This is a genomic window from Pseudomonas fluorescens HK44, assembly GCF_000217955.3.
GTDB lineage: Bacteria > Pseudomonadota > Gammaproteobacteria > Pseudomonadales > Pseudomonadaceae > Aquipseudomonas > Aquipseudomonas fluorescens_AQ.
Map to the genome: position 1 here is coordinate 22,439 of NZ_AFOY02000012.1, position 17,812 is coordinate 40,250.

The following is a 17,812-nucleotide window of genomic DNA, read 5'->3' on the forward strand; positions in this document are numbered from 1 at the left end:
TAAAGCATTGTGGCGAGGGAGCTTGCTCCCGCTGGGCTGCATAGCAGCCCCAAAACCGGCAATCGCGCTCTTTCAGATACAACGCAATGAGCGATTTTGCGACCGCTGCGCGGTCGAGCGGGAGCAAGCTCCCTCGCCACAGGGTGGTCAGAGATCCTTACAGTTTGGCCTTTACGGCGGGCAATGCGTCCTTCCCATCCACGGTCTTCACGCCATCAAGCCACTTATCCAGCACCACCGGATTGGCCTTGATCCACGCCTTCGCCGCGTCGGCGTTGCTGACCTTCTTGTTGACCACTTCGGCCATGATGCTGTTCTCCATCTCCTGGGTGAAGCTCAGGTTGGTCAGCAGTTTGCCAACGTTCGGGCAGGCCTGTGCATAACCCTTACGGGTCAGGGTGTGGACGCTGCCGGTGTCACCGAAGTATTTCTCGCCGCCCTTCAGGTAATGCATTTTCAGCTGCACGTTCATCGGGTGCGGGGTCCAGCCGAGGAAGGTCACGAACTTCTGCTTTTTCACCGCGCGGGACACTTCGGCGAGCATTGCCTGTTCGCTGGATTCGATCAGCTTCCACTGGCCGAGGTCGAAATCGTTTTTCTTGATGATCTCTTGCAGCGAGATATTCGCCGGGGCGCCGGAGCCGATGCCATAGATCTTCTTGTCAAACTTGTCGGCGTACTTGTTCAGGTCGGCAAAGTTATGCACACCGGCGTCCCACACGTAGTCCGGTACCGCCAGGGTGAACTCGGTGCCGTCGAGGTTCTTCGACAGTTGGGTGACTTCGCCATTGGCCACGAACTTGTCGTAGAAGCCCTGCTGCGCCGGCATCCAGTTGCCCAGGAATACATCGACCTGGCCGTCCTTGAGCCCGCCAAAGGTGATCGGCACCGCCAAGGTGTCGACCTTGGCCTTGTAGCCCATGCCTTCAAGCAGGAAACCGGTGATGGCGTTGGTCGCGGCAATGTCGCTCCAGCCCGGGTCCGCCATTTTCACCGTGTCGCAACTTTGCTCGGCGTAGGCCGAGACGCTGCTCAAGGCCAGCAGCCCCGCCGTCAGTACTGTGGATAACTTTTGCATGTTCTTCCCCTTACGTTATTGGTTTTGGCAGGGTTGTGGATAACGTGCTTTGCGCTCCAGATCATCGAGGTCGATGTGGTTGCGCATGTACTGCTGACTGGCGTCGACCAGCGGCTGGTGATCCCAGCTCTTCAACTTGCCGAGGGTCAGCGCCTGAGCGACGAAACGTCGGCGGCGCTGGCTGGCGAGCACCTGTTGGTGAATCGCCGGGATGTTCCATTTGGCCCGTGCTTCGGCAAGAAAATCGTCGAACAGCTGGCGATATTGCAAGGATTGGCTGAGTTCCTCCTGTTCATGCGGATCGTTGTGCACGTCGAAGAGCAGGCACGGGTCGTCTTCGCTGTAGATGAATTTGTACTTGCCCCGGCGGATCATCATCAGCGGACTGATGGTGCCTTCGGCCATGTATTCACCAAACACTTCGTCGTGACCGCCCTGCCCTTGCAGGTGCGGCACCAGCGAGCGACCGTCCAATGGCAAACCGGGTTCCAATGTGCCGCCGGCCAGTTCCACCAGGGTCGGCAGCAGGTCGGCGGTGGACACTGCGGCACTGACTCGCCCAGCGGCGAACTGCCCCGGTGCGCTGACCAGCAGCGGCACGCGGGCGGCCATTTCGAACCAGTGCATTTTGTACCAGAGCCCACGCTCACCGAGCATGTCGCCATGGTCGCCGGAGAAGACGATGATGGTGTCGTCGATCAGCCCCGTATCCTCGAGGGTTTGCAGGAGTTTGCCGACGTTGCTGTCGATATAGCTGCACGCACCGAAATAGGCGCGCCGCGCATCGCGAATCTTGTCCACAGGCAGCGGCTTGTCCCACAGGTCGTACACCTTGAGCAGGCGCTGGGAATGCGGATCGAGATCGGTTTGCGCCGGGGTTTCCGGCAACGGGATGTCTTGGTCGTCGTACAGGTCCCAAAAGGCCTTGGGAATGGTGTACGGATCGTGTGGGTGCGTCATCGACACGGTCAGGCAAAACGGCTGATCGCCCTCTTCGCGGATGTGATCGAACAGGTACTGCTGGGCCTTGAACACCACCTCTTCGTCGAAATCCAGCTGATTGGTGCGTACGCAGGGCCCGGCCTGCAGCACCGAGGACATGTTGTGATACCAGCTCGGGCGTACGTCCGGTTCATCCCAGTTCACTGCCCAGCCGTAGTCGGCCGGGTAGATGTCGCTGGTCAGGCGTTCTTCGTAGCCATGCAACTGATCCGGGCCGCAGAAGTGCATTTTGCCGGACAACGCGGTGCGGTAGCCGAGGCGCCGCAGGTAATGGGCATAGGTCGGCACGTCTGCCGGAAAATCCGCCGCGTTGTCGTAGGCGCCGATCTTGCTCGGCAACTGGCCGCTGACCAGGGTGAAACGCGAGGGGGCGCACAACGGGCTGTTGCAATACGCGGCATCGAACACCACGCCTTGCGCGGCGAGGCGGCTCAGGTTGGGCAGCTTGATCGGCGATGAACCGTAGAACGGCAACAGGGGCGCGGCCATTTGATCGGCCATGATGAAAAGAATGTTCTTGCGCTTCATGAGATCGCGGCATTCCATAGTGAGCAGTTATGCGAAAGTGCTGCGATCGAGGATGTAGCCCACGCACTTCGTGGTAAAGCCCATGCCCGGCAATGACTAGGATAAGCACAGCTTATGTATGACGCCCTTGGTGATTTGTCCCTGGACCTGTTTCGTGCCTTTGAGGCCGCTGCACGTCATCGCAGCTTCACCGCTGCGGCGGTGGAACTCGGCACCACGCAGCCCGCCATCAGCCAGCAGCTCAAACGGCTGGAGGAGCAACTCGGCACGCGGCTGTTTGACCGCATCTACCGAGGCATCGAGCTGACCGAGGCCGGAGCGATTCTGTTCGAACAGGTGCAGGCCGGTTTGCAGAGCATCGACGCCGGGCTGAACGCGATCAGCGCCCAGCATCAGCACGAGGTGTTGCAGATGGCCACCGACTTCGCCTTCGCCGCGTATTGGCTGATGCCGCGTTTGCACCGCTTCCACCAAGCCAATCCGCAGGTGGACGTCAGCCTGGTCACCAGCGAACGCAGCCACAACATGCTGCGCACTGACATCGACGTGGCCGTGCTGTTTGGTAATGGGCGTTTCAAGCAGGGTGAAAGCCATTGGCTGTTCAGTGAAGAAGTGTTCCCGGTGTGCAGCCCGCTGCTGCTCAAAGACCGCGCGGTACCCCTGCCCGCCCACGCTTTGCAGGAGTTGCCGCTGCTGCATTTACGCGGCGAAAACAGCAGCCACTGGTTCGACTGGAGCGGCGTGTTCCGCACTTTGGGCATCGCCACCCCACCTGCACCGGGGCAGCTGCGTTTCGACAACTACACGCTGTTGATTCAAGCAGCGATTGGCGGCCAGGGCGTGGCCATTGGTTGGCGGCACCTTGTGGATAACTTGCTGGCGCAAGGCTTGTTGTGCCGGCCGATTGCCGAGACGGCGATGTCGAGTTTTGGTTATTACGTGGTGCTGCCCCAGCGTAAACGCCGCAGCGCGCTGATTCAGCAGTTCGTCGACTGGCTGATGGCCGAACAGGCCAGCAGCGCGGAGTCGCTGACAGGTTTGGCCCTGCCGTCGATTGCGGTGTAGCGTTGCGGGTGAGGATTGAATTGTGAGACACGAGAACGCTATGCAACGGATCAAGGGCTATCACGCCCATGTTTACTTCAATGCGAACACCATCGATCAGGCGCGGGCCCTGTGTGAGCAGGCCGCGCAGTTATTTCCGCTGAAGATGGGCCGGGTGCACGAACGGCAGGTTGGCCCGCACCCGGACTGGAGCTGCCAATTGGCCTTCGCGCCGGAGCAGCTCGGCGAAGTGCTGCCATGGCTGGCGCTCAATCGCAAAGGTTTGGTGGTGTTTGTGCATCCGGATACGGGTGACGACCTGGCCGACCACACCGACCATGCGATCTGGATGGGTGCGGTTCGGCCGCTGGATTTGTCGATTTTTTGAGCATTTGTTCAGTGCAGTGCAAACCCGTGGCGAGGGAGCTTGCTCCCGCTCGACTGCGTAGCAGTCGTAATCCAGCGACCTCGTCTTACCTGATGTAAACGGGTCGTTGAAGTTGGGGCCGCTTCGCGACCCAGCGGGAGCAAGCTCCCTCGCCACGGACGGTATTTAGTACAAAACGCCTTCCAGCACTTCATAAACCACCCCGGTGCCTACGGCGATCAGCACGATGTCACCGCCCATGCGTCGCCATTCGTAACCTGGGTAGTACGGCAAGTGCTCAAGGGCTCGACTGTCCAGGCGTTCGCCGTAGTAGCCGCGGGGCAAGGGTTGGCCTCTGACCCAGCGAACGCCCGGCGGTGGTGGTGCACCGCGTACGAAATACCCGTGGTTGACGCGGATCACTTCGCGCACCGGACCGAAGTCATGCGGTGGCCGTCTGTATTCGGGGCGGTGATCGCGGTAATCGTCGCCACGATGCTCATACCGCGGGCCGCCGCGATCATGATCGTCGCGTTCATCGGCGCTTACGTGGAGCAAGGGCGTGGCGCCGAGCATCAATACACCCAGGCTGGCGATCAAGCGTTTGGGCATTTTCATTTGGGTCTTCCTCAGAGCATCCACAGCAAAAAAAGGGGCTCAGAACTCGGTTCCAAACCCCTGGGTCTTGCTATTTAGTCTGCGGTGCCGGGCACTTAATTCCTCTGTATCAGGAACTTTACTCTTAGCTGACGCGGGCTTTACGCACACCTTCGGACAGCGCCGAGCACAGGCCCAGTACACCGTCGATGGCCTGCTCAGGTGTGGTCGCGTTAGCGATGTGGTCGATCAGCGCCGAACCCACCACCACGCCGTCTGCCAGGCGGGCGATGGACGCCGCTTGCTCCGGTGTGCGGATACCGAACCCGATACTGATCGGCAGGTCGGTGTGGCGACGCAAGCGGGCCACGGCTTCTTCGACGTGTTCCAGCGTTGCTGCGCCAGCGCCGGTCACACCGGCCACCGACACGTAGTAAACGAAACCGGAACTGCCATTGAGCACCGTCGGCAGACGCACATCGTCGGTGGTCGGAGTGGTCAGGCGGATGAAGTCGATGCCTGCCGCTTGCGCCGGGTCGCACAGCTCGGCGTTATGCTCGGGCGGCATGTCGACCACGATCAGACCGTCAACACCAGCTTCTTTCGCATCGCTGATGAAGCGCGGTACGCCGTAGTAGTGGATCGGGTTGAAGTAACCCATCAGCACCAGCGGAGTGTCGTTGTTGTCTTTGCGGAACTCGCGAACCATTTGCAGGGTTTTCGCCAGGTTCTGTTTGGCGCCCAGGGCGCGGATGTTCGCGAGCTGGATCGCCGGGCCGTCGGCCATCGGATCGGTGAAGGGCATGCCCAGTTCGATCACGTCGGCCCCCGCCGCTGGCAAACCTTTGAGGATCGCCAATGAGGTGTCATAGCTCGGGTCGCCGGCAGTGACGAAGGTCACCAGGGCGGCGCGGTTCTGTTCTTTGAGTTCGGCGAAGCGCGTTTGCAGGCGGCTCATCAGTGTTTCTCCTGCTGGGAGTGCTCTTGTTGAGAGTGTTCCATGTGGTGCATGACGGTCTGCATGTCTTTGTCGCCACGGCCGGACAGATTGACCACCATCAGGTGATCTTTTGGCAGGGTCGGTGCGCGTTTGAACACTTCGGCCAGGGCGTGGGCGCTTTCCAGTGCAGGAATAATCCCTTCCAGGCGGCAGCATTTGTGGAAGGCATCGAGGGCTTCGTGGTCAGTTACCGAGGTGTACTGAACGCGGCCGATGTCATGCAACCAGGCGTGTTCCGGGCCGATACCCGGATAGTCGAGGCCGGCGGAGATCGAGTGAGCATCGATGATCTGGCCATCGTCGTCCTGCAACAGGAAGGTCCGGTTGCCGTGCAGCACGCCCGGTACGCCGCCGTTCAGGCTGGCCGCATGCTTGCCGGTTTCGATGCCATGGCCCGCCGCTTCAACGCCGATGATTTCGACGCTTTTGTCATCGAGGAACGGGTGGAACAGGCCCATGGCGTTGGAACCACCGCCGATGCACGCCACCAGGCTGTCCGGCAGGCGACCTTCCTTGGCTTGCAGTTGTTCGCGGGTTTCCTTGCCGATCACCGCCTGGAAGTCGCGGACCATCGCCGGGTAAGGGTGCGGGCCAGCCACGGTGCCGATCAGGTAGAAGGTGCTGTCGACGTTGGTCACCCAGTCACGCAGGGCTTCGTTCATCGCGTCTTTCAGAGTGCCGGTGCCGGCAACCACGGGGATCACTTCGGCACCCAGCAGTTTCATGCGGAACACGTTGGCCTGTTGGCGCTCGATGTCGGTGGTGCCCATGTAGATCACGCAATCGAGGCCAAAGCGCGCGGCCACGGTGGCGGTCGCCACGCCGTGCATGCCGGCGCCGGTCTCGGCGATGATGCGTTTTTTGCCCATGCGCCGCGCCAGCAGGATCTGGCCGATGCAGTTGTTGATCTTGTGCGCGCCGGTGTGGTTCAGCTCTTCGCGCTTGAGGTAGATCTTCGCGCCGCCGCAGAACTCGGTCAGACGCTCGGCGAAGTACAGCGGGCTTGGACGACCGACATAGTCGCGCTGGAAGTAGGCCAGTTCTTCTTTGAACGCCGGATCATCCTTGGCCGCTTCGTATTCGCGGGCCAGGTCGAGGATCAACGGCATCAGGGTTTCGGCAACGTAGCGGCCGCCGAACGCGCCAAACAGGCCGTTGGCATCAGGGCCGTTACGCAGATTAGTCTGGGTCATGGGGCGCTCCAGTTGAATACGTGAAGTGGCAATGGCGTTCACTCTACCCCTGACGTTCCGGGCTGAAAACCGATAAGATCGCCGTAACCTGTCAGGAAAACTCACAGATCCCATGAGCCACGACCTTCCCCCGCTAAACGCCCTGCGCGCCTTCGAAGCCACTGCCCGCCTGAACAGTGTCAGTCAGGCTGCGGAGCAACTGCACGTGACTCACGGTGCGGTCAGTCGACAGTTGAAAGTGCTGGAGGAGCATCTGGGGGTGAGCCTGTTCGTCAAGGACGGGCGCGGCCTGAAACTCACAGATGCCGGCGTGCGGTTACGCGATGCCAGCAGCGAGGCCTTCGAGCGATTGCGCACCGTGTGCGGTGAGCTGACGCAAGGCCACGCCGACGCGCCATTCGTGCTCGGTTGCTCCGGCAGTTTACTGGCGCGCTGGTTCATTCCACGTCTGGGCCGGCTGAATGCCGACCTGCCGGACTTGCGTTTGCACCTGTCGGCGGGTGAAGGCGATCTTGACCCTCGGCGGCCGGGGCTCGATGCCTTGCTGGTGTTTGCCGAGCCGCCATGGCCTGCGGACATGCAGGTTTATGAATTGGCCAGCGAGCGCATCGGCCCGGTGCTCAGCCCACGCTTTGCCGGTTACGACACCCTGCGCCAGGCGCCGGCGGCTGCGCTGCTCAACGAATCCTTGTTGCACACCACTTCACGCCCGCAAGCCTGGCCCAGTTGGGCGCAGCGCAACGATCTCGACGCCAAAGCGCTGAAGTTCGGGCAGGGTTTCGAGCATTTGTATTATTTGCTGGAGGCGGCGGTGGCCGGGCTGGGCGTGGCGATTGCCCCTGAGCCGCTGGTGGCCGAGGATTTGAAGGCCGGTCGCCTGGTTGCGCCGTGGGGTTTTAGTGAAACCCCGGCGCAACTGGCGTTGTGGCTACCCAAGCGCGCCGCAGACGGGCGCGCTCGGCAGTTGGCGCAGTGGCTGAAAAACGAGCTGCGCCAGCCTTAGTGGCCACGTTTGTACAGCAGATACGCCGCCAGCAAACCCAAGGCACCGACCGCGGCGCTTGCCGTGGTCCATGGATGTTCCTGGGCGTAATCGCGGGTGGCGATCCCGGTTTCGCGGGTTTTGACTTTGACGTCTTCGTACGCATCGCTGAGCAGGTGGCGCGAGTGTTTCAGCGCGCTCTCGGCGTTGTTTTTGAGGGCCTTGAGGGTTTTCAGCGACTCGTCTGAAGTATCGCTCTTCAGGCTTTCCAACGACTTGAGCAGACTCTCGATCTCGGTTTCCATGCTTTGCAATGACGCTTTACGCAACGAGGTGATGGCCATGGTGACTCTCCTTCTCTGATTGAGTGCGTATGTTGGTTGGGACTCCAACGGTTCGGGAAAGTGCAGTCAATCTGAACGTTCGCCGACAGAAGAAATACCGACAATCGCTGCTAGGCTCTAATCACAATTCCAGGAGAACGCCATGACTGACCATCACACTTACAAGAAAGTCGAACTGGTTGGCTCGTCCCCTACCAGCATTGAAGACGCCATCAACAACGCGTTGGCCGAGGCCAGCAAAAGCATCAAGTACATGGAGTGGTTCGAGGTCACCGAAACTCGCGGGCACATCAAGGACGGCAAGGCGGCACACTTTCAGGTCACGCTCAAAGTCGGGTTCAGGATTGCCAATAGCTGAGGTTGAGCTAGGCTTTTGAACTTGTGCGCTGGCCGATTGCCATAGGGAATGGCAAAGCGCTACTTCGTCTTGGGCGTCAGGCGCCCGAGTGTTAACGCTTACCCCTTTTGATCCGACCAGGGAATGTGACCGATGAAGAAATTTATGTTGGCGGTGGGTTTGTTGAGCATTGCAGGAACAACCTTTGCAGCGGGCAAGCCGTGCGAAGAGTTGAAAAGCGAAATAGCGGCAAAAGTCGACGCCAAGGGCTCCAAGAACTATTCGCTGGAAATCGTCGATAAAGGCGCGGCCGCGGGTGGCAAGGTGGTCGGCAAGTGCGAGGCGGGCAAGAAGGTCATCGTCTACAAGAAATAGGTTGAGTCAGCTGTTTATGTAAAGCCGACGCCATGGCGTCGGCTTTTTTGCAGGCGTTATCCGGGGCTTAGCCCTTCATCACTTGCGCCAGCAGTTCGTAGGAATGCAGGCGATCAGCGTGTTCGTAGAGGTCACAGGTGAAGATCAACTCGTCGGCTTGAGTCTGCTCGATCAGCACTTCAAGTTTGCCGCGAATTTTCGCCGGGCTGCCAACCATGGCCAGACCCAGGAAATCACCGACAGCTTCCCTCTCATGGGGCAACCACAGGCCGTCCATGGTTTTTACCGGTGGCCGCTGAACCAGGCTTTGGCCACGCATCAGCGCCAGAATCCGTTGGTAGACCGAGGTTGCCAGATAATCGGCGCGTTCGTCGGTGTCGGCGGCTACCAGCGGCACGCCCAGCATCACGTAGGGTTTATCCAGTACGGCTGAAGGCTTGAAGTGATTGCGGTAAACCCGAATCGCTTCATGCATATAACGCGGTGCGAAATGCGAGGCGAAGGCGTAAGGCAAACCGCGTTCGCCGGCCAGTTGCGCGCTGAACAGGCTGGAGCCCAATAGCCAGACCGGCACATGGGTGCCGGTGCCGGGCATCGCGATAATGCGCTGGTCCGGCGTGCGTGGGCCCAGGTAGCGCATCAGTTCGGCCACGTCCTCGGGGAAATCATCGGCGCTGCCGGAGCGTTCACGGCGCAAGGCGCGGGCAGTCATTTGATCGGAGCCCGGTGCGCGACCCAGACCGAGGTCGATTCGCCCAGGATAGAGGCTTTCAAGGGTGCCAAATTGTTCGGCGATCACCAGCGGCGCATGGTTGGGCAGCATCACGCCACCGGAGCCGACACGAATGCTCGACGTCCCGCCGGCCAGATAGCCAAGCAGTACAGAAGTCGCGGAACTGGCGATGCCATCCATGTTGTGGTGTTCGGCGACCCAGAAGCGGTTATAGCCCCACTTCTCCACGTGTTGCGCCAGGTCCAGCGAGTTGCGCAGCGATTGCGCGGGGCTGCCGTTCTCGCGAACGGGCACAAGGTCCAGCGTCGAGAACTTGATATCGGACAGTTGTTTCATAAGCCGGCTTCTCCAATGAGGGTACGCAGGCTTTTCTCACCAACGAAAACCTGCCGAATGCATGAGCGTGTTCTATGCAATGTGGGCATATACCCGAGTTTCAATAGCAGACGTGAAATTGCCGACCAGATAAGCGGTTCGATCCGACACGATGAACTTTGCCCAGCCTTCTATCCTCAGAACCCAGGCAACCGAAAACCATGAAGGCGCGCCCCCCGCGCCGGATTTTGAGGAGGCACAGATGAGTATCAAAAAGAAAGCATCGGCGCATTGGGTCGGTGATCTGAAAACCGGCCTTGGTTCTATCTCGACCGAAACCGGGGTCCTGAAAAATGCACCTTATGGCTTCAAGGCACGCTTCGAAGGCGGCCCGGGCACCAACCCGGAAGAGCTGATCGGCGCTGCTCATGCGGGGTGTTTCTCCATGGCATTTTCAATGATTCTCGGTGAGGCTGGCCTCAAGGCCGACACGATCGACACCCAGGCCGAGGTGACGCTGGATCAGGTAGACGGTGGTTTTGCGATCACCGCCGTGCACCTGACACTCAAAGCGAAAATCCCCGGCGCCAGCCAGCAGCAGTTCGAAGAACTGAGCAAAAAAGCCAAAGAGGGCTGCCCGGTTTCCAAGGTGTTGAACGCTAAAATTACGCTTGATGCGACACTCGTGGGCTGATCGCTCCCTGGCAGCAGCTGGCACGCCAGCTGCTTCAAATCAGAACTCGCAGCGCGAAACTGTGGTCGAATAAGTGACAGCAGCTTCAGCGCATGACGGTGCGCGCTGCCTCAAGGGAGCTTCAACCATGAAACGTTTTGCCTTGGCGGTTATCTGCAGTGTGCTGGCCACATCGGCCCTGGCGGCAACCAAATCCTGCGAAGAACTCAAGGCCGAGATTGAAGCCAAGATCCAGGCCAATAACGTATCGTCCTACACCCTGGAGATCGTCACCAATGACGAAGTGCACGACCAGAACATGGTGGTCGGCACGTGTGAAGGCGGAACGAAGAAAATCATCTATCAGAAGAACGACAGATAATTCGCCTTACGGCAGGCAGAAAGTCTGGCTCTCTTCGGCGACGAGCTCGCGCTTGGCGTTATACAGCCGGGCGCTGGGCGTGGAGGTCAGCGAGCGAGCTTCGAGCAGGTAACGTTGGCCGGCTTCGAAATGATCGTAGTGCACGGTCAAATAGCACAGTCGGTTTGGCGAGTCGAATTCCATGCCAAAACCTCCGTAAAACAGCTCGAAGTCGAAGCGAACCTTCAGTTCATGGCTACCGGGTGTGACCTGGAAGAATCGCCCGTCTTTCAGGCGCTTATTGTCCAGGCTCTCGGCCATGAGGACCTTGCCCCCGGGCGTCGGCATGGCGAAGTCGACCCAGGCCATGTTCGGGTTCGCGGCGGGCAGCGGGCTCACACAGGCAGTCAGAGAGCTGATGGCGAGAAATAGCAGGGTCCTGCGCATGATGAAATTCCGGCTGGTCAGATATTAATCATAGCGCCGATCAGGTGCGCTGGCAGCCCGCCAGATGCGCTTGGCCAACGACTTTGCGCTGTTGATCGTAGAGTTTGGCCCACGGCCGGAAGCCGATATTCCCTGCTTGCAGTTGATATCGCTGGCCGGCGCCAAAGTCGTTGAATTTCATACTTAACCGGCAATCGCGCCACAGCGGTTTGGCGTCGGGGCCGATATTCGTCGGTGCTACCGCGAACTGATAACGCACCTTCAACTCATGGCTGCCCGGTGGAACCTGGAAGTAGCGTTTATCGGCGGAGGCCTTGGCATCCACTTCCAGCGCTTGCAGCACGGTGTCATTTTGATGGGGACCGAGGTCGATCCAGGCTTGCGTGGGGTCGGGTTGCGGCAGTCCGGCACAGCCAGCCAGCATCAGCAGGTTTGCAGTCAGCATTAACGCGCGCATAGCGAAGCTCCAGTCAGGCGAGATAGTCTTGCGAGCAGACTCCCCAAGGATGATTTGATGTGATCAGGCTGCTTTCAAGCCATCGGTTACTTGATCGCGTTTTGCGCGTTTTGTTTCCGGCCGCGTTGCTTTTGTTGCTGAACGGTTGCTCGAGCGTCAGTTATTACGGCCAGTTGGCCAGCGGTCAGTGGCAATTGCTGCATGCGCGTGAACCGGTGAGCGAGGTGATTGCCGACCCTGCGCGTGACGCGAAGCTGCGCGCGCACCTGGCTGAGTCGCAAAAGGCCCGAGAGTTCGCCAGCCAGCGGTTGCACTTGCCCGACAACAAAAGTTATCGCCTCTACGCCGACATCGGCCGACCGTATGTGGTGTGGAATGTGTTCGCCACGCCGGAGTTTTCCCTCAAGCCGCAGAATCATTGCTTTCCGATTGCCGGGTGCGTGGCCTATCGCGGGTACTACAGCCAGAGCGCCGCGCGAGGCGACGCTGCGCTGCAGCGCCTGCAGGGCATGGACGTGTCGATCAGTGGCGTTGAAGCCTATTCGACCCTGGGCTGGTTCAACGACCCGATCATCAGTTCAATGATGAACTGGGGTGACGAGCGTCTGGCAACGCTGATTTTTCACGAACTGGCGCATCAGCGGTTTTATGTGAAGGACGACACGGAGTTCAACGAATCTTTCGCCACCTTCGTCGAACAGGAAGGCACCCGCCAATGGCGTGCGGCGCGCGGTTTACCGCCGGCCGGCAGGGCTCAAGAGCAACAACGTGATCAATTTACCCGGCTGATTCTGGACACCCGTGCTCGCCTCGAAAAACTCTATGCATTGCCCTTGGCGACCGAACAGATGCGCCAGCGTAAAGCCGCCGAGTTCGACCGTTTGCGCAGCGATTATCGGACCCTGCGCGACGGCCAATGGGCCGGCGATAAGCGCTTTGATGCCTGGATCAATGCCCCGATGAACAACGCCCGGCTGCTGCCATTCGGACTCTATGACCAGTGGGTGCCGGCGTTTTCCGCTTTGTTCAGACAGGTTGATGGTAACTGGGTGGCTTTCTACGCCGCCGTGGAAAAACTCGGCAGGTTGCCCGTTGGGGAGCGAAAGGCTGCGTTGAAAGCGTTGGTTGGCAAGTAGCCCTGTGGCGAGGGAGCTTGCTCCCGCTGGGTCGCGCAGCGACCCCAATATCATGCGGCACGGTGTTTTAGGTTGAACACCTTCCGCAAGTTACGACTGCTGCGCCCGAGCGCGGACCGGCCAGCGGGAGCAAGCTCCCTCGCCACAAAAGCGGTCCAGCGGCTAACCCCGCAAAAACGCCTGATGCAACTCGGCCAATGTCTCGAAGTAATACGCCGGCTGTTCGGCGCTCAACTCTTCGTGGCTGCCGAAGCCATAGCCCACCGCTGCTGCGTCCAGACCGTTGCGCCTGGCGCCGATCAGGTCGTGTTTGCGGTCTCCGATCATCAGCGTGGTGGCCGGGTCCAGACCTTCTTCGGCCATCAAATGGGCAATCAGCTCGACCTTATCGGTGCGGGTGCCATCCAGTTCGCTGCCGTAGATCACTTTGAAGTGCCGATCGAAACCGAAGTGCCGGGCGATTTCCCGGGCGAAAACCCACGGCTTCGATGTCGCGATGTACAGCTGCCGCCCTTGCCCATCAAGGGTTTCCAGCAATGGTATGACACCGTCGAACACGCGGTTTTCGTACAGACCGGTAACCTTGAAGCGCTCGCGATAGAAATTCACCGCCTCCCAGGCCTTGGGCTCGTCGAAGTCGTAGGACTGCATGAAGGCTTGCAGCAATGGCGGGCCGATGAAGTGTTCGAGCTTGGTCAGGTCGGGCTCGTCGATCCCCAATTTGCTCAAGGCGAACTGGATCGAGCGAGTGATGCCCTCACGCGGGTCGGTCAGGGTGCCATCGAGGTCGAACAAAACGGTTTGGTAATGCATGAACATTCCTGAATAAGTCTGCCTAAGTCAGAGCTGGTCGTAGCCTTCGGCCAGATGCAGGTCTTTGAGCTTCACGTAATTGGCTGCGCTGTAGGTGAAAAACGCCCGTTCCTTGTCAGTCAGCGGACGGACCTGTTTCACCGGGCTGCCGACATAGAGGAAACCGCTTTCCAGGCGCTTGCCCGGCGGTACCAGGCTGCCAGCGCCGATGATCACCTCGTCTTCGACTACTGCGCCGTCCATGACAATGCTGCCCATGCCGATCAGGATCCGGTTGCCGACAGAGCAGCCGTGCAGCATGACTTTGTGGGCAATGGTCACGTCGTCGCCGATTAGCAGCGGGAAGCCATCGGGGTTGAAGGGCCCGGCGTGGGTGATGTGCAGCACGCAGCCATCCTGCACGCTGGTGCGCTGGCCAATGCGGATGCGGTGCATGTCGCCGCGGATCACGGTCAGCGGCCAGACCGAGCTGTCTTCGCCTATTTCGACGTCGCCGATCACCACCGCCGAGCTGTCGACAAAGGCGCCTTTGCCGAGCATGGGGGTGTGGTTCTGGTACTTGCGAAGGGACACGATAGGCTCTCTCTCTGTTGTTGATAGCTGCGGATGGCGTCGATTGTAATTAAGATGGCCGCATGTTTCTTCCAGCCAAGGTGTCAACCGTGAGCGTGAACAATCCTCTTTTGCAGCCCTACGACCTGCCGCCGTTCTCGGCGATCCGCGCCGAGCACGTACAACCGGCCATCGAACAGATCCTCGCGGACAACCGCGCCGCCATCGCCGAGCTCCTCAAAAGCCAGGGCAAACAGCCTACCTGGGCGGGTCTGGTGCTGGCGATGGACGAACTGAACGATCGCCTGGGCGCAGCCTGGAGCCCGGTCAGTCACCTGAATGCGGTGTGCAACAGTGCCGAACTGCGTGAGGCTTACGAGTCCTGCCTGCCGGCGCTGAGTGCCTACGCCACCGAAATGGGCCAGAACCGCGAGCTGTTCCAGGCCTATGAAGCGCTGGTCAATAGCCCGGAAGCGGCCGGTTTCGATGTCGCGCAAAAAACCATACTGGAACACGCGCTGCGTGACTTCCGTTTATCGGGTATCGATTTGCCGGCGCCTGAGCAAAAGCGTTATGCCGAGGTGCAGAGCAAGCTGTCCGAGCTGGGCAGCCATTTCTCCAACCAATTGCTCGATGCCACCCAGGCCTGGACCAAACACATCACCGATGAGGCCGCCCTCGCCGGCCTGACCGATTCGGCCAAGGCGCAAATGGCTGCTGCGGCCCAAGCCAAAGATCTGCAAGGCTGGCTGATCAACCTGGAATTCCCGAGCTACTACGCGGTGATGACCTACGCCCAAGACCGCGCGCTGCGCGAAGAAGTCTACGCCGCTTACTGCACCCGTGCGTCGGACCAAGGCCCGAACGCCGGTCAGAACGATAACGGCCCGGTGATGGAAGAAATCCTCGACCTGCGTCAGGAACTGGCCAAACTGCTGGGTTTCGCCAGTTTCTCGCAGCTGAGCCTGGCGACCAAGATGGCCGAGTCCAGCGATCAGGTGCTGAGCTTCCTGCGCGACCTGGCCAAGCGCAGCAAACCGTTCGCCGCGCAGGATCTGGAACAACTCAAAGCCTACGCTGCCGAACAGGGCTGCCCTGATCTGCAAAGCTGGGACAGCGGTTTCTACGGCGAAAAACTCCGTGAACAGCGTTACAGCGTTGCTCAGGAAGCCCTGCGTGCGTACTTCCCGATCGATAAAGTGCTGAGCGGTCTGTTCGCCATCGTCCAGCGTCTGTATGGCATCGAAATCGCCGAGCTGAAAGGTTTCGAGACCTGGCACCCGGACGTCCGCCTGTTCGAAATCAAGGAGAACGGCGAGCACGTCGGGCGCTTCTTCTTCGACCTGTATGCCCGCGCCAACAAGCGCGGCGGTGCCTGGATGGACGGCGCCCGCGACCGTCGCCGTACCGCTGCAGGCGTACTGCAAAGCCCGGTAGCCAACCTGGTGTGCAACTTCACCCCGGCCGACAGCGGCAAGCCTGCCCTGCTGACCCACGATGAAGTCACCACGCTGTTCCACGAATTCGGTCACGGTCTGCATCACCTGCTGACCCGCGTTGAATATTCCGGCGTGTCCGGGATCAACGGCGTGGCGTGGGACGCGGTCGAGCTGCCAAGTCAGTTCATGGAAAACTGGTGCTGGGAGCCCGAAGGGCTGGCGTTGATCTCCGGTCATTACGAAACCGGCGAGCCGCTGCCGCAGGACCTGCTGCAAAAAATGCTTGCCGCGAAGAACTTCCAGTCCGGTTTGATGATGGTTCGCCAGCTGGAATTCTCGCTGTTCGACTTCGAGCTGCACGCCACCCATGGCGACGGCCGTAGCGTGCTACAAGTGCTCGAAGGTGTGCGCGACGAGGTTTCGGTGATGCGTCCGCCGGCCTACAACCGTTTCCCTAACAGCTTCGCGCACATCTTTGCTGGCGGTTACGCGGCCGGTTACTACAGCTACAAATGGGCTGAAGTGCTGTCGGCCGATGCCTTCTCGAAATTCGAGGAAGAAGGCGTGCTCAATGCCGCCACCGGTCGTGCGTTCCGCGAGGCGATCCTGGCGCGTGGCGGTTCTCAGGAGCCGATGGTGCTGTTCGTCGATTTCCGCGGACGTGCGCCGTCGATTGACGCACTCTTGCGCCACAGCGGCCTCGACGAGGACGCGGCAGCATGAGTGACGCACCAGTGAGCAAAACCAAGAAACGCTTCATCGCCGGGGCAGTCTGCCCGGCGTGCAGCGAACCGGACAAGTTGATGATGTGGAGCGAAGACGAGGTGCCGCACCGCGAATGCGTGGCCTGCGGTTATTCCGACACGCTGAATGAGCAAGGTCTGTCAGTGCCCAAGGAATTGGGGACGCGGGTCAATACCACCGCGTTGAAAGTCCCGGACGCCAAAGTCCAGGCGGTGCAGTTCTTCCCTAACCCGAAGCTGAAGAAAAAGCCCGACGATCACTCCTGATCACCCGGCGCTTTGCAATCCGCCTTTGAGCCTGATCGCTCAAGGGCGGTATTACCGACTGACGCCATACTCCTCGATTGCAGGTTCACGACCCACCTTGCCTGTTTGGGTCAGGGGCTTGTTGTGGCGCGCCCCTCAGAACTTCGGTTCTTCGCTATTGACCGTTTTTAACCAGCTTTTCATCGAGCAGGTGGCAAACACACTGGTACTGCAATCGCCGTTGGCCAGTGCGGTACGCAGTTTGTCGATGTCTGCCTTCATCATGTAGCGAATGCCGTTCTTGAAATGGGTATTGTCGTCGAAACCGCCCTGGGTCATTTCGCTCAGGGCGTCTTCCTTGCTCCAGCCTTGCACCACCACGCGGTACATCGCAGCTATCAAGCCAGTGCGATCCGATCCGCGTTTGCAATGGATCAACACTGGGCCTTTGCTTTGACCAGTTTGAATGGCCCGTAGCGCGCTCAGCACCTCGCTGTCATCGACATGGCTGGTCTTGTACGGCAATTGCACCAGGTTGATGCCGGGTGTCGATAGCCAGCTTGCGTCGGACTCGGGTAGAAAATTGATCACCGTCGTGATCTGGAATTTTTCCAGCAGTGGCAGCGCTCCGTGATCGGGAAGTGTGCTGCGGTAGAGGGTCGGTGACATCTGGTAAAGACCGTACGGCGCTTCGACGGGTTGGGCCCATTCTGCGGGACGGATGGATTGGGTTTGCTCGGCCTGAACCTGATCGAACGCAAAGATTGCCATGAACGACAGGCACAGAGCGAGCAAGAGGTGGTTTTTCGACATGAGTCAGGGGGCCGTGGATGAAGGAATGGGCGACTAGAGCCCAGCCTGCACCCTGAGCAGTCAAAGCTCTGTGAGGGGCTTGTCAAAGAATCGTTAAGCCTGACGGTGCCTTTGACTTTACGAGGACGGTATTTGCCGGGTGTCGGTCGATCAGCAGTGGTGGTGGGGTGAGCGTTAGCGGTGTAAAGGAGATTAAATGATGTTGAGTAATTAATAAGATGTCGTGAGGATTTTTTT

22 protein-coding genes are annotated in these 17,812 nt (G+C 59.7%); 10 read left to right on the plus strand and 12 right to left on the minus strand.

All coding sequences use genetic code 11. The features are described 5' to 3' along the window. Window positions 1-157 precede the first annotated feature (157 nt). Together choX and betC are read right to left on the minus strand one after the other, a co-directional pair. A complete protein-coding gene (gene choX / locus HK44_RS11570) occupies window positions 158-1,078 on the minus strand; it encodes a choline ABC transporter substrate-binding protein (RefSeq protein ID WP_019694436.1) in 921 nt (306 codons plus the stop codon). A gap of 15 nt (window positions 1,079-1,093) precedes the next feature. Beyond that, the gene (gene betC, locus HK44_RS11575; protein ID WP_019694437.1) at window positions 1,094-2,608 is read right to left on the minus strand and encodes a choline-sulfatase; all 1,515 of its coding nucleotides are present in this window, start codon (window positions 2,606-2,608) and stop codon (window positions 1,094-1,096) included. A 114-nt stretch (window positions 2,609-2,722) separates the two neighbouring features. Between betC and HK44_RS11580 the strand changes: the two genes are divergently transcribed. Next, window positions 2,723-3,673 carry a choline sulfate utilization transcriptional regulator gene (locus tag HK44_RS11580; RefSeq protein WP_019694438.1) on the plus strand — a complete coding sequence of 317 codons (951 nt, stop codon included), beginning with the start codon at window positions 2,723-2,725 and terminating at the stop codon, window positions 3,671-3,673. A 40-nt stretch (window positions 3,674-3,713) separates the two neighbouring features. Then, window positions 3,714-4,040, plus strand: coding sequence for a DOPA 4,5-dioxygenase family protein (locus tag HK44_RS11585; RefSeq protein WP_019694439.1), 327 nt, complete (start codon window positions 3,714-3,716; stop codon window positions 4,038-4,040). 165 nt (window positions 4,041-4,205) lie between these two features. On the opposite strand, the gene HK44_RS11590 is transcribed toward HK44_RS11585, so the two are convergent. The 3 genes from HK44_RS11590 to trpB all read right to left on the minus strand — a co-directional run bounded on the left by HK44_RS11590 (window position 4,206) and on the right by trpB (window position 6,809). Next, window positions 4,206-4,637 carry an anti-virulence regulator CigR family protein gene (locus HK44_RS11590; RefSeq protein WP_019694440.1) on the minus strand — a complete coding sequence of 144 codons (432 nt, stop codon included), beginning with the start codon at window positions 4,635-4,637 and terminating at the stop codon, window positions 4,206-4,208. 124 nt (window positions 4,638-4,761) lie between these two features. Further along, window positions 4,762-5,574: a tryptophan synthase subunit alpha gene (gene trpA, locus HK44_RS11595; RefSeq protein WP_019694441.1), complete on the minus strand. Its 813-nt coding sequence runs from the start codon at window positions 5,572-5,574 to the stop codon at window positions 4,762-4,764. Next, window positions 5,574-6,809, minus strand: coding sequence for a tryptophan synthase subunit beta (gene trpB / locus HK44_RS11600; RefSeq protein WP_019694442.1), 1,236 nt, complete (start codon window positions 6,807-6,809; stop codon window positions 5,574-5,576). The genes trpA and trpB overlap by 1 nt, the downstream gene beginning before the upstream one ends. Before the next feature lie 112 nt (window positions 6,810-6,921). Between trpB and HK44_RS11605 the strand changes: the two genes are divergently transcribed. Beyond that, on the plus strand, window positions 6,922-7,812 hold the full coding sequence (locus HK44_RS11605; protein ID WP_019694443.1) for a LysR family transcriptional regulator: 891 nt from the start codon (window positions 6,922-6,924) through the stop codon (window positions 7,810-7,812). Here HK44_RS11605 and HK44_RS11610 read toward each other — a convergent pair. Continuing rightward, window positions 7,809-8,135 carry a DUF883 family protein gene (locus HK44_RS11610; protein WP_019694444.1) on the minus strand — a complete coding sequence of 109 codons (327 nt, stop codon included), beginning with the start codon at window positions 8,133-8,135 and terminating at the stop codon, window positions 7,809-7,811. The genes HK44_RS11605 and HK44_RS11610 overlap by 4 nt on opposite strands. A gap of 142 nt (window positions 8,136-8,277) precedes the next feature. Between HK44_RS11610 and HK44_RS11615 the strand changes: the two genes are divergently transcribed. Further along, on the plus strand, window positions 8,278-8,493 hold the full coding sequence (locus HK44_RS11615) for a dodecin (RefSeq protein ID WP_019694445.1): 216 nt from the start codon (window positions 8,278-8,280) through the stop codon (window positions 8,491-8,493). 132 nt (window positions 8,494-8,625) lie between these two features. Next, the gene (locus HK44_RS11620; RefSeq protein WP_019694446.1) at window positions 8,626-8,847 is read left to right on the plus strand and encodes a DUF1161 domain-containing protein; all 222 of its coding nucleotides are present in this window, start codon (window positions 8,626-8,628) and stop codon (window positions 8,845-8,847) included. Window positions 8,848-8,914: 67 nt separating this feature from the next. Here HK44_RS11620 and HK44_RS11625 read toward each other — a convergent pair whose 3' ends face one another. Beyond that, window positions 8,915-9,916: an LLM class flavin-dependent oxidoreductase gene (locus tag HK44_RS11625; protein ID WP_019694447.1), complete on the minus strand. Its 1,002-nt coding sequence runs from the start codon at window positions 9,914-9,916 to the stop codon at window positions 8,915-8,917. A gap of 241 nt (window positions 9,917-10,157) precedes the next feature. On the opposite strand from HK44_RS11625, the gene HK44_RS11630 reads away from it, so the two are divergent. Continuing rightward, window positions 10,158-10,589 (plus strand): OsmC family protein, encoded by a 432-nt coding sequence (locus HK44_RS11630; RefSeq protein ID WP_019694448.1) that lies wholly within the window; start codon window positions 10,158-10,160, stop codon window positions 10,587-10,589. A gap of 127 nt (window positions 10,590-10,716) precedes the next feature. Continuing rightward, window positions 10,717-10,950 carry a DUF1161 domain-containing protein gene (locus HK44_RS11635; protein WP_019694449.1) on the plus strand — a complete coding sequence of 78 codons (234 nt, stop codon included), beginning with the start codon at window positions 10,717-10,719 and terminating at the stop codon, window positions 10,948-10,950. Window positions 10,951-10,956: 6 nt separating this feature from the next. Here the strand turns inward: HK44_RS11635 and HK44_RS11640 are convergent, their stop codons facing one another. Then, the gene (locus HK44_RS11640) at window positions 10,957-11,376 is read right to left on the minus strand and encodes a hypothetical protein (RefSeq protein WP_019694450.1); all 420 of its coding nucleotides are present in this window, start codon (window positions 11,374-11,376) and stop codon (window positions 10,957-10,959) included. A 40-nt stretch (window positions 11,377-11,416) separates the two neighbouring features. Then, window positions 11,417-11,833: a hypothetical protein gene (locus HK44_RS11645; RefSeq protein ID WP_019694451.1), complete on the minus strand. Its 417-nt coding sequence runs from the start codon at window positions 11,831-11,833 to the stop codon at window positions 11,417-11,419. 59 nt (window positions 11,834-11,892) lie between these two features. On the opposite strand from HK44_RS11645, the gene HK44_RS11650 reads away from it, so the two are divergent. After that, window positions 11,893-12,969: an aminopeptidase gene (locus HK44_RS11650; protein ID WP_019694452.1), complete on the plus strand. Its 1,077-nt coding sequence runs from the start codon at window positions 11,893-11,895 to the stop codon at window positions 12,967-12,969. Between the two features lie 162 nt (window positions 12,970-13,131). Here the strand turns inward: HK44_RS11650 and HK44_RS11655 are convergent, their stop codons facing one another. Next, the gene (locus HK44_RS11655) at window positions 13,132-13,782 is read right to left on the minus strand and encodes an HAD family hydrolase (protein WP_019694453.1); all 651 of its coding nucleotides are present in this window, start codon (window positions 13,780-13,782) and stop codon (window positions 13,132-13,134) included. Window positions 13,783-13,809: 27 nt separating this feature from the next. Further along, window positions 13,810-14,355, minus strand: coding sequence for a gamma carbonic anhydrase family protein (locus HK44_RS11660; protein ID WP_019694454.1), 546 nt, complete (start codon window positions 14,353-14,355; stop codon window positions 13,810-13,812). Between the two features lie 62 nt (window positions 14,356-14,417). Between HK44_RS11660 and prlC the strand changes: the two genes are divergently transcribed. Together prlC and HK44_RS11670 are read left to right on the plus strand one after the other, a co-directional pair. Then, window positions 14,418-16,496 carry an oligopeptidase A gene (gene prlC, locus HK44_RS11665; RefSeq protein WP_019694455.1) on the plus strand — a complete coding sequence of 693 codons (2,079 nt, stop codon included), beginning with the start codon at window positions 14,418-14,420 and terminating at the stop codon, window positions 16,494-16,496. Further along, on the plus strand, window positions 16,493-16,783 hold the full coding sequence (locus HK44_RS11670) for a YheV family putative zinc ribbon protein (RefSeq protein ID WP_019694456.1): 291 nt from the start codon (window positions 16,493-16,495) through the stop codon (window positions 16,781-16,783). The genes prlC and HK44_RS11670 overlap by 4 nt, the downstream gene beginning before the upstream one ends. A gap of 135 nt (window positions 16,784-16,918) precedes the next feature. On the opposite strand, the gene HK44_RS11675 is transcribed toward HK44_RS11670, so the two are convergent. Next, window positions 16,919-17,575 (minus strand): dual specificity protein phosphatase family protein, encoded by a 657-nt coding sequence (locus HK44_RS11675; RefSeq protein WP_019694457.1) that lies wholly within the window; start codon window positions 17,573-17,575, stop codon window positions 16,919-16,921. Between the last annotated feature and the right edge of the window lie 237 nt (window positions 17,576-17,812).